Source organism: Porticoccus sp., assembly GCF_041592135.1.
Classification (GTDB): domain Bacteria; phylum Pseudomonadota; class Gammaproteobacteria; order Pseudomonadales; family Porticoccaceae; genus Porticoccus.
In genome coordinates this window covers 1-9,374 of record NZ_JBFHQR010000097.1, presented here as the reverse complement: position 1 = coordinate 9,374, position 9,374 = coordinate 1, and the positions used below count along the sequence as shown (strand labels likewise).

The window sequence follows — 9,374 nt, the reverse complement described above, 5'->3', positions numbered from 1 at the left end:
TACCAATCGGGGGAATTGCCAAGGAAATTTTTAGCAAAAGCCTGAAACATGGATTGAGACATGCGTTGTTCCTTTTATTTTATTCATGGGTCTGTTTGGTACTGCTCAAACCATAGGAGCTAATGGTGTTATTATCAGGGTTCGGCCGGTGGGGGCAAACGGTATACTGGGCCTAGTGTTTTTGCAAGTGTAGGGCCGACCAATAACAAGGGTGGTGAGTTAATGTATCGAGTCAATACCCAGGTAATCACTATGGTACAGGACGAGCTGGAAAAGGAAGTCCTGTCGCTGCTGCAGTTGCTGGAGGATGCCGCGGACGGTATTGATAGGGTAGCCTTTGCAGAGCGGTTGCACCGCCTTAAGGGTGTCGTTCGGGTGCTCGAGTTGCAAGGTGGGGAAGCGCTGTTCGAGGCGCTATTGGCCGTCGCAGGTGAAGACGCTGCCTTGCAGAGTGGCGCTGGAGCAAAAGCCGTACACAATGCCCTGCACTGCCTGCCGGGTTACCTGAAGCAGTTACAGCGCCAGGGGCGGGACTCTGTATTGCTGCTGCTGCCCGAAATCAATGACTTGCGGTCTGTTCTCAAGCAACCGCCACTGGATGAGCGCGTGGTGGTGAGCGAGTTCATTCCATCCACGCCGCCGCTCAGTTCGGCCAGGCTTCGCGATGAGCGGGAGCGGGAGGTGGTTGGCGCCGTGCGGCGGCTGTTTCAGCAGGGGCTTGTCCACGCAATCAAGGGCGCGAATCGCCCGGCGGCCATCAAGGTGATGGCCCATGGGGTACACCGCTTGCGCAAGGCCCTGATCGATCCCGCTGAGCGGGATTACTGGTCGCTGGTGTTTGAGATATTGAGCGCCATGCACCGGGGCGCCCTCGGTTTTGAGCAGAGCCGCCTGAAAGCCCTGATGGCCGTTGAACGACAACTGCGCCTGATGGAAGAGAATGCCGACGGCACAAAATTTTACCCCGCTGAATTGCAAATGCAGTTGCTGTCCTACTTTGCGCTCTCCGGCTTGCAGGGCGACGGCGCGGCGAAACTGGCGAGCCGGCTGGGGGTTCGCTCTCCGGGCTATACCAGTAGCGAAGTCGTGGCCAGCCGTGACATGTTTATGGGCGATGGCACTGAATCCCTGTCGTTGTTGTTGGCCACCACCGGCGGGCAGACCGAACACCTCCGGCAACTACTCGACCAGGGTATGGCGGCGGAGGCGGTGGATACAGAGTTCTCCCATGAGATGGGTGCTGGTTTCCGGTTGCTTGGAGGGTTGTGTCGCCAATGTAACCTCAAGCTCGCAAGCCAGCGTTGCGATGCGCATGTCGACGGCCTTGCGCCCATTGAGAGCGGGCAATTGCCGATGGAGTTGTACGAGCGATTGGCCGATACCCTCCTGTATCTCGAATCCGTGCTGGCCGAGCTGCAGTCCCAGCCCGTTTCGGAATCCCGTATCGCCCAGATAAACAGCCTCAGTCTGAAACAGGTGGTAGAAGACAATATCGTCGAACACGCTGAGCGCAGGGTACTTCAGGAAGCTGCGGGTCACTTGGCCGCGGTGATGCAAATGACATCGGATTATTGCGACGGTGTGGCGGGGGATGAGGTGGCCGAACCGCTGGCGCAAAATTTCAAAATGATCCTTGGTCCGATGGGAATGCTCGGTCTGAAACGTGCCGAGGGTGTGGCACGGCGTTGCCTGGAGATACTCAACCGCTGCCTGAGGTCCGACGGCAGTGTTTCCCTGTCCTCGACCATGGCCGTCTTTGCGGATGCCATCGTCAGTCTGGAATACTACCTGCAAAATCGCCGTTGCAACCGCCATTTCGACGATGCCGTATTGAGCGTGGCTGAAGAGTGTCTGTCGACACTGGAAACCACCTGACAACCTGGTGCCGGTGTGATGGATAGCCACGGTCGTTTGCCTGAATTTCATTCCTGCACCAGTTTGCCCCCAGGCCATTTTGGCGAGCCCCTGTTGATTGCGGTACACGACCAGCAGGTGCTCTGTACAGCAGATGGGGAGCAGCTCATTTTTCCCCCGTCCCAGTTGGCTGCACAGGATTATCCCCGGCATCTATTGGGCCTGCTCGACGGGCGGCCCTGCTACGCGGTCGATTTCCCGCTGGAGGGTATACCGCGGGAGTTGGCCTGGTTCCGGTTGCGCTCCCTGTTGGGTGACATGGATGAACCCCTGTTTAACCTGGCGGGACGGGCCTGCCAGCTTGTCCAATGGGATCGGCAGCACCGTTACTGCGGTCGCTGTGGCCGCCCGACCGAGTCTTCGGAAGGCGATCGATCAAAGTGCTGCGATCACTGTAATGAATTGTTTTACCCGCGCCTCTCTCCCTGCGTCATTGTGGTGATTAGCCGCGGCGACCATTGTCTGTTGGCGAGCAGTTCCCGATGGCAGGGAGGCTTTTACAGCGCCCTGGCCGGCTTTATCGAGCCTGGAGAAACCGCAGAAGAGGCCCTGCACCGCGAGGTGATGGAGGAGGTGGGTATCCGGGTGACCAATCTGCGCTATTTTTCCAGCCAGCCCTGGCCTTTCCCCGGTCAGCTGATGCTGGGGTTTCACGCCAATTACCTGGCGGGTGAAATCCGGGTGGATGGTGAGGAGATCAGCGCCGCTGACTGGTATCACTATGAGCAGTTGCCCCCCCATCCCGATGCGCGAACACTGTCCGGCAGATTGATTCAACATTTCGTCGCAGGCTGCAGAGGCCGGGGGGTAGTCTGATGCCGCTGTCGCCGTCGATGCTGCTACCCCTGGGGTTGGCCGCACTGCTCTTGCTGGTGGCCCTGAGATTGTTGCTAAAGGGCGGCATGCTGGCGGCGGTGGTGCGCGCGGTGGTGGGCTTGACGCTGTTATTCCTCAGCATTCTGCTGTTTCTAGCGGGCTATGACCTGCTCAGTTACCGGCCCCTGCTGCGGGAGGAGGCGGTGGTGACCCTGCAGTTCCAGAAACTGGCACCACAGAGCTACCGGGTGTTGCTGGTGGAAGCTGGCGGTGAGCAGTACCGCTATCACCTGAAGGGCGACCAGTGGCAACTGGATGTCCGCCTGCTGCGGTGGCATCCCTCGCTGGCCAGCATCGGCTTTAAATCCCTGTACCGTCTGGACCGGTTGAGTGGCAGGTATGCGGATATCCGACAGCAATTGCAGAACTCGCCCAGCGCCCATCAGTTGGGCGACTCGCCGACCGGGTTTGATACCTGGTTGATGCTCAAACATTTTCCCTGGTTGCGTGAATGGGTTGATGCCCAGTACGGTACGGCCACGTTCCTGCCGATGGCCAACGGGGCTGTTTTCGACGTCAAGCTCGCCTACGGCGGACTGCTGGCGAGGCCGGTTAACCCACCAGCCGAGGCGGCCATTGCCGATTGGCGGTGATACACTCACCCGGCGCACGGGTGCTATGAAGGAGTTGGACATTGGATTATCTGCTGCAATACGGATTATTTCTGGCCAAGGTGGCCACCATCGTTTTATCCCTGGTGATCCTGGTCGGTGTGGCATTTGGGGTCAGTAACCGGGTGCGCAAGCACGCCCAGGGCGAACTGGAAATTGAGCCGCTGAATGAAAGCTTTGAGCAAATGAGTGACGCCATGCACTTGGCCACCCTGGCGCCCGCCGGTCGCAAGCTGTGGCACAAGGAAAAGAAAAAGACGGAAAAGGACAAGAAAAAACAATCTGTCGAAAGACAGCGGCTGTACCTGCTGGATTTCAAAGGCGATATGCGGGCCTCTGCCGTGGCCAGTCTGCGCCAGGAAGTGACTGCGGTGCTCAGCCAGGCCCAAGCGGAAGACGAAGTGGTGGTTCGCCTGGAGAGCGCCGGGGGAATGGTTCACAGTTATGGGCTGGCGGCCAGCCAACTGGATCGCATCAGGCAGCAGGGCATACCGTTGACGGTCTGTGTCGACAAAGTGGCTGCCAGTGGTGGTTACATGATGGCCTGTGTGGCCGACAGGATTCTTGCCGCGCCTTTTGCCATGATCGGCTCTATCGGCGTCGTGGCGCAGTTGCCCAATTTTAACCGGCTGTTAAAAAAACACGATGTGGATGTGGAGTTGCACACCGCCGGTGAGTACAAGCGCACCCTGACCATGTTTGGCGAAAACACCGACCAGGGCAGGGAAAAGTTTATTGAAGACCTGGAAGAGATCCACGACATATTTAAACAGTTTGTGAAGAATCATAGGAAACAAGTTGATATTAATGAAATTTCTACTGGAAAAGTCTGGCTGGGAAGCCATGCCTTGGAGGTCTCCCTGGTGGATGAGATCAAGACCAGCGACGAGTACCTGCTGTCGCGCTCGAAAGAGGCCGACATCTACCTGGTGAAATTTGTCTATCATAAAAGCCTGTCTGAAAAGTTTGGGCTGGCGGCGGAGAACCGGGCGGACAGCTTGTTGCTGCGCTGGTACGACAGATTGCGCAGCAATTCGTTTTTGCCCTGAACGCCTGCCTCAGCTGAGTGAACCTGTTACGGAGAGGTGTCATGAGTGAAGCGCAATACCAAGCATTGTGGGTGACCAAAACGGATGCGGGTATCTTTGAACAAGTCATAGCCGATCGTCCGCTTGCCGCGCTGCCAGAGGGCGATTTGCTGGTGCGGGTGCAGTATTCCTCACTCAACTATAAAGACATGATTTCCGCCACCGGCCGTCCCGGGGTCACCCGCAATTACCCCCACCAGCCGGGCATTGATGCCGCAGGCATCGTGCAGGAAAGTACCGACGCCGGCTTTCAACCGGGAGATCCGGTGATTGTTTCGGGCTATGACCTGGGCATGAACACCGCGGGGGGGTTGGGACAGTATATTCGCGTGCCCGCCGGCTGGGCCGTTGCCATGCCGACAGGGCTGACTGCGCGCGAGGCGATGATCTACGGCACAGCGGGATTTACCGCGGCACTCTGTATCGAGAAGCTGTTGCAAATGGGCGCGCAACCCGGTGCCGGTGATGTGGCCGTGACCGGTGCCACTGGTGGCGTCGGCACTTTTGCCATTGCGCTGTTGGCCAAACTGGGATTTTCCGTGGCGGCGGTGACTGGCAAACTGGAGAGTGCCAGCCATTTACACAACCTGGGCGCCCACCAGATCGTCGACCGCAGCCTGTTGCTGGATCAGAAACGACCCCTGGAGAAGTCGCGTTTTGCCCATGGTGTGGATTCCCTGGGTGGTGATTACCTGGCCAATCTCCTCAAGCTGATCGACTACGGTGGTTCGGTTGCCGCCTGCGGGCTGGCCTCGTCCTTTGATCTACACACCACGGTGCTGCCGTTTATCCTGCGAAACGTCAACTTGCTGGGCGTGGATTCAGTGGAACAGCCGCTGGTGCGCAAGGTTGCCAATTGGCAAAAGCTGGGTTCGGTATGGAAGCTGGAGCATCTCGACGATATGGCCGAGGAAATTGCCCTCGAACAGGTGCCGGACTGTCTGGATCGCATGGCCCGTGGCCAGGTGGTGGGCCGTTATCTGGTCAATCTCGAGGGCTGATCTGACCCTTTGTCCGTCGCGCTAATTGCGGCGCAGGGATTCCTTGACCGCAATGGGGTTGGGGAAGTTGAAGGTGACGATATAGCTGGAAACCAGGAAGGTCAGGATGGCCGCCGCCTGGATCAGATGGGAGGCCAGTACACCAATCAGTGAGGCATTGAACGCCACATAGGCAATCAGCAGTGAAAACTCGCTGATCTGTCCCAGCCGAAAACCGATGTCCCAGGCGAGTACTTTCCTTTCGCTCTGCCGTTCCAGCAGAAAGCGGAACAGGGCGGGTTTCAGGATCAGCATCACGCCGCCCAGCACCAGGGCCGCCACGGCGATTTCCGGCAGCAGACCGAGGTTGAAGCCGGCCCCCAGGGAAAAGAAAAACATAATCAGGAAGAAGTCCCGCAGCGGCTTCAGGGTCAGGGCAATATGTTGTGAAATGGGACTGGAGGCGAGGGTGATACCCGCCAGGAAGGCACCGATTTCCCGCGACAGCCCGACCACCTCGGCCAGTTCCGACAGCCCCATGCACCAGCCGATGGCCAACAGGAAGATATATTCCCCCATGCGGTCGAAGCGGGCGATCAGTTTCAGCAACACCCAGCGCACAAACGCCCAGGCAAACACGGTCAGCAACGGCAGGGACAGCAGGGTAAAACCGATCTGCATCAGGTCAATCTGGCCGCCTTGGCCACTCAACAGCACCAGCAGTACAAAAATGGCCAGGAAGTCCTGCATCAATAACAGTCCGACCATCATCTCGCCGATGTGACGGTGATGCAGGATGGTGGTGGGCAGCAACTTGATACCGATAATGGTGCTGGAAAACATCATCGCCGCACCGATGATCAGGCATTCGGTGGGGGAGAAGCCAAAGAGATGGCCAATCAGGTAGCCGACCACAGCGAAGGTCAGGGAGCTGATCAGCGTCACCACCGTCACTTTTCTCAGTGCCGACATCAGTGACTGAGGTTGCAGGTCCAGTCCCAGCAGGAACAGCAGGAAGATGATGCCGATTTCGGCTATTTCAGACAGCAGGTGGACGTCCTGCACCCAACCGAACCCGTAGGGACCGATCATCGCCCCCAGTGCGATATAGGCAACCAGCAGGGGTTGTCGGCCGTAGATAGCCAGGGAGGCTATGACGGCAGCTCCGGTAAAAATCAGGGCAAACGACTGAAAAACCGTTTCATTCATAGGGGGACTCCAGAACCCCTATTGTGCGGGAGCGACCGTTGGCCAGCAAGTGCCGCCCGGTTAACCCGGGGTGGGGCGGCAGCACATTATTTTTTGCGTCGAAACAGCGGGTCGGGCTGGTCCACGGAACTCTGGTAGGTGATGCTGAAGTCGTTCAAGGAGGCCAGTGCCGCCTCCAGGTCAGAGCCTTCCTTCAGGTCAAACGCATCGAAACCACAGCGCTTCAGGTAAAACAGCTGATCGCGGTTGGGATTGCCGATGGCGCGCAGCTGTCCGCTGAAGTTGTAGCGCTCCCTCAGCAGGCGACCGAGGGAAAAGCCGCGGCCGTCGGTAAAGGAGGGAAAATTGACGGCGATCAGGGGGAACAGATTGACCTGCTCACCAATGGTCTCCACTTCCTCATCGCTGTCAATCCAGAGGCCCAGTACCGGCAGGCGAATCTCATCCTTGTGCTCCAGCCAGTATTGCAGGGGCAATAACAGTAATTTCCCGACAGGCAGTTCTCCGGAAAAGTCTTTGGGCAAAACGGTCCACTTGTCTTCGACAATCTGGTCCCTGTTAATGATTTTTGGCATAGACGCTCTCCTTGAAGGGGTCGAGGCCAATGCGGCGATAGGTGTCTAGAAACAGCTCATCGCCCTGGCGGTTTTGTACGTACACATCGAGAATTTTGCCGATGATGTCGGGAATGTCTTCCTGTCCAAATGACGGCCCCAGGACATTGCCGAGGGAGGCGTCATTTTCCGAGCTGCCCCCCAGCTGTACCTGGTAAAATTCCTCGCCTTTTTTATCGACACCGAGGATGCCGATATTGCCCACATGGTGGTGGCCACAGGCATTCATGCAGCCGGATATATTGAGGCTCAGGTCGCCCAGGTCATAGACATAATCCATGTCGTCGAAGCGGCGCTGGATCGCCTCGGCAATCGGAATGGATTTAGCATTGGCCAGTGAGCAGAAATCGCCGCCGGGGCAGCAGATCAGGTCGGTGAGGGTGCCGATGTTGGGTGTGGCAAAACCGGCCACCTTGGCCTGTTGCCACAGCTCGAACAGCTCGGATTTCTTCACATCGGCCAACACCAGGTTCTGATTGTGGGTGGCGCGGATTTCACCGAAGGAATAGCGGTCCGCCAGCCCGGCAATGGTTTCCAGCTGGCTGTCCGTTACATCGCCGGGGGCGATGCCGGTGGGCTTCAGCGACAGGTTGACGATGCTGTAGCCGGGAATCCTGTGCTTCAGGGTATTGCGTTCCAGCCACTTGGCGAAGGCCTTGTTATCGGCGGCCTGGGCAGACAGTGCCTGCTCGGCGGCAGCGTCGTCGAGGGTTTCGTAGGCCGGGCTGGTGAAAAACTGCTTAACCCGGTCCACCTCTTCCTGGATCAGGGTGCAGGGTCCATCCTTGATATGTGCCCACTCTTCCTCGACTTTTTCCGCAAACACGGCGGGGGTCCAGGCGCGCACCAGAATCTTGATGCGGGCCTTGTATTTGTTTTCGCGGTTACCGTAGCGGTTGTAGACCCGCACGATGGCCTCCAGGTAGCCGAGAATGTGCTGCCAGGGCAGGAATGCGCGGATTTCACTGCCGATCACCGGGGTGCGGCCCAGGCCGCCTCCCACTAGCACCTTAAAGCCCAGCTCGCCGGCGTCATTGCGCACCAGCTGCAGACCGATATCGTGTACCAGAATCGCCGCCCGGTCGCTTTCCGAGCCGCTCACGGCAATCTTGAACTTGCGGGGCAGGTAGGCGAATTCCGGATGGAAGGTCGACCACTGGCGCAGGATTTCACACCAGGGCCTGGGATCTTCTATTTCATCCTCGGCCACACCGGCGTACTGGTCGGAGGTGATGTTGCGGATACAGTTGCCGCTGGTTTGCACGGCGTGCATCTGTACTTGGGCCAACTCGGCCAGGATATCCGGCACTTCTTCCAGTTGCGGCCAGTTGAACTGGATGTTCTGGCGGGTGGTGAAGTGGCAGTAGCCCTTGTCGTAGTGGCGGGCAATGTGCGCCAGTTTGCGGAACTGGGTGGAATTCAGCAGGCCGTAGGGCACGGCGATGCGCAGCATGGGAGCCAGGCGCTGGATATACAGGCCATTTTGCAGGCGCAGGGGGAGGAATTCCTCGTTCGCCAGTTCGCCGGCCAGGAACCGTTCGGTCTGGCCCCGGAACTGGGCGACCCGCTCCTCAATGATTTTTTGGTCGTTTTCGGTATAACGGTACATAACGTCTATGACTTCTCACGTGCCAGGGTACAGAAAGGCGCGAATTCTACAGGGTAATGCGCGCGCTGTCAGTTGGAGGGGGATGATAGCCTTAGCCCCGGCCATTTTGAAAAACTTTTTCCCTCTAATCAGCTCGAGTTGGGGAATAACGGCCCGGCAGCGGCGTCGTTTGGGGGGACATCTTTACGGGTTGTTGTTACAATGCCGTCCGCCGTTTGACCGTAGCCAAGAGGTGTAAGAACAATGACCAATGAAGTAGATGCCATTCAACAGGCAGAAGCACAAAGTGGTGACAGCTGTGCCGACGCTATTGCCGCCGTTGCCACGGTGTTCCTGTTTGTCGCGACCGTGATTTTCTGGCTCAGTAACCAGTAAAGCTGTCGCGATCAAAAACGGCGGCCAACGGCCGCCGTTTTTGTGTCTGCTCTTTTTGTGTCTGCTCTGTGCGTCACCTCGCGGCCTGGCTACAGCCC

At 58.0% G+C, this 9,374-nt stretch carries 9 protein-coding genes; 6 read left to right on the top strand and 3 right to left on the bottom strand.

Features of this window, described 5'->3' with window-relative positions:
* Positions 1-222: 222 nt before the first annotated feature.
* The 5 genes from ABY948_RS09085 to ABY948_RS09065 are packed head-to-tail and all read left to right on the top strand — an operon-like array spanning position 223 to position 5,490.
* Entirely contained in the window at positions 223-1,875 is a 1,653-nt protein-coding gene (locus ABY948_RS09085; RefSeq protein ID WP_461482214.1) for a hypothetical protein, read from the top strand.
* Between the two features lie 18 nt (positions 1,876-1,893).
* Positions 1,894-2,730, top strand: coding sequence for an NAD(+) diphosphatase (gene nudC / locus ABY948_RS09080; protein ID WP_461482213.1), 837 nt, complete (start codon positions 1,894-1,896; stop codon positions 2,728-2,730).
* Complete coding sequence (locus ABY948_RS09075; protein ID WP_461482212.1) at positions 2,730-3,383, top strand: cation/multidrug efflux pump; 654 nt, start codon at positions 2,730-2,732, stop codon at positions 3,381-3,383. The genes nudC and ABY948_RS09075 overlap by 1 nt, the downstream gene beginning before the upstream one ends.
* A gap of 41 nt (positions 3,384-3,424) precedes the next feature.
* The gene (gene sohB, locus ABY948_RS09070; protein WP_461482211.1) at positions 3,425-4,450 is read left to right on the top strand and encodes a protease SohB; all 1,026 of its coding nucleotides are present in this window, start codon (positions 3,425-3,427) and stop codon (positions 4,448-4,450) included.
* A 41-nt stretch (positions 4,451-4,491) separates the two neighbouring features.
* Positions 4,492-5,490 (top strand): oxidoreductase, encoded by a 999-nt coding sequence (locus ABY948_RS09065; RefSeq protein ID WP_461482210.1) that lies wholly within the window; start codon positions 4,492-4,494, stop codon positions 5,488-5,490.
* Between the two features lie 21 nt (positions 5,491-5,511).
* On the opposite strand, the gene ABY948_RS09060 is transcribed toward ABY948_RS09065, so the two are convergent.
* From ABY948_RS09060 to ABY948_RS09050, 3 genes are all read right to left on the bottom strand, one after another.
* The gene (locus ABY948_RS09060) at positions 5,512-6,678 is read right to left on the bottom strand and encodes a cation:proton antiporter (RefSeq protein ID WP_461482209.1); all 1,167 of its coding nucleotides are present in this window, start codon (positions 6,676-6,678) and stop codon (positions 5,512-5,514) included.
* A gap of 86 nt (positions 6,679-6,764) precedes the next feature.
* The gene (locus ABY948_RS09055; protein WP_461482208.1) at positions 6,765-7,253 is read right to left on the bottom strand and encodes a DUF934 domain-containing protein; all 489 of its coding nucleotides are present in this window, start codon (positions 7,251-7,253) and stop codon (positions 6,765-6,767) included.
* Complete coding sequence (locus ABY948_RS09050; RefSeq protein WP_461482207.1) at positions 7,237-8,901, bottom strand: nitrite/sulfite reductase; 1,665 nt, start codon at positions 8,899-8,901, stop codon at positions 7,237-7,239. Before ABY948_RS09050 ends, ABY948_RS09055 begins: the two co-directional genes overlap by 17 nt.
* A 243-nt stretch (positions 8,902-9,144) precedes the next feature.
* Here ABY948_RS09050 and ABY948_RS09045 point away from each other — a divergent pair, with 243 nt between their 5' ends.
* Positions 9,145-9,276 (top strand): hypothetical protein, encoded by a 132-nt coding sequence (locus ABY948_RS09045; RefSeq protein WP_461482206.1) that lies wholly within the window; start codon positions 9,145-9,147, stop codon positions 9,274-9,276.
* Positions 9,277-9,374: the final 98 nt, after the last annotated feature.

Excerpts from the sequence above, each read along its gene's own strand:
- ABY948_RS09055 (WP_461482208.1), bottom strand. The coding sequence starts at position 7,253 with ATGCCAAAAATCATTAACAGGGACCAGATTGTCGAAGACAAGTGGACC.
- ABY948_RS09060 (WP_461482209.1), bottom strand. The coding sequence starts at position 6,678 with ATGAATGAAACGGTTTTTCAGTCGTTTGCCCTGATTTTTACCGGAGCT.
- ABY948_RS09045 (WP_461482206.1), top strand. The coding sequence starts at position 9,145 with ATGACCAATGAAGTAGATGCCATTCAACAGGCAGAAGCACAAAGTGGT.
- ABY948_RS09065 (WP_461482210.1), top strand. The coding sequence starts at position 4,492 with ATGAGTGAAGCGCAATACCAAGCATTGTGGGTGACCAAAACGGATGCG.
- nudC (WP_461482213.1), top strand. The coding sequence starts at position 1,894 with ATGGATAGCCACGGTCGTTTGCCTGAATTTCATTCCTGCACCAGTTTG.
- ABY948_RS09075 (WP_461482212.1), top strand. The coding sequence starts at position 2,730 with ATGCCGCTGTCGCCGTCGATGCTGCTACCCCTGGGGTTGGCCGCACTG.
- ABY948_RS09085 (WP_461482214.1), top strand. The coding sequence starts at position 223 with ATGTATCGAGTCAATACCCAGGTAATCACTATGGTACAGGACGAGCTG.
- ABY948_RS09050 (WP_461482207.1), bottom strand. The coding sequence starts at position 8,901 with ATGTACCGTTATACCGAAAACGACCAAAAAATCATTGAGGAGCGGGTC.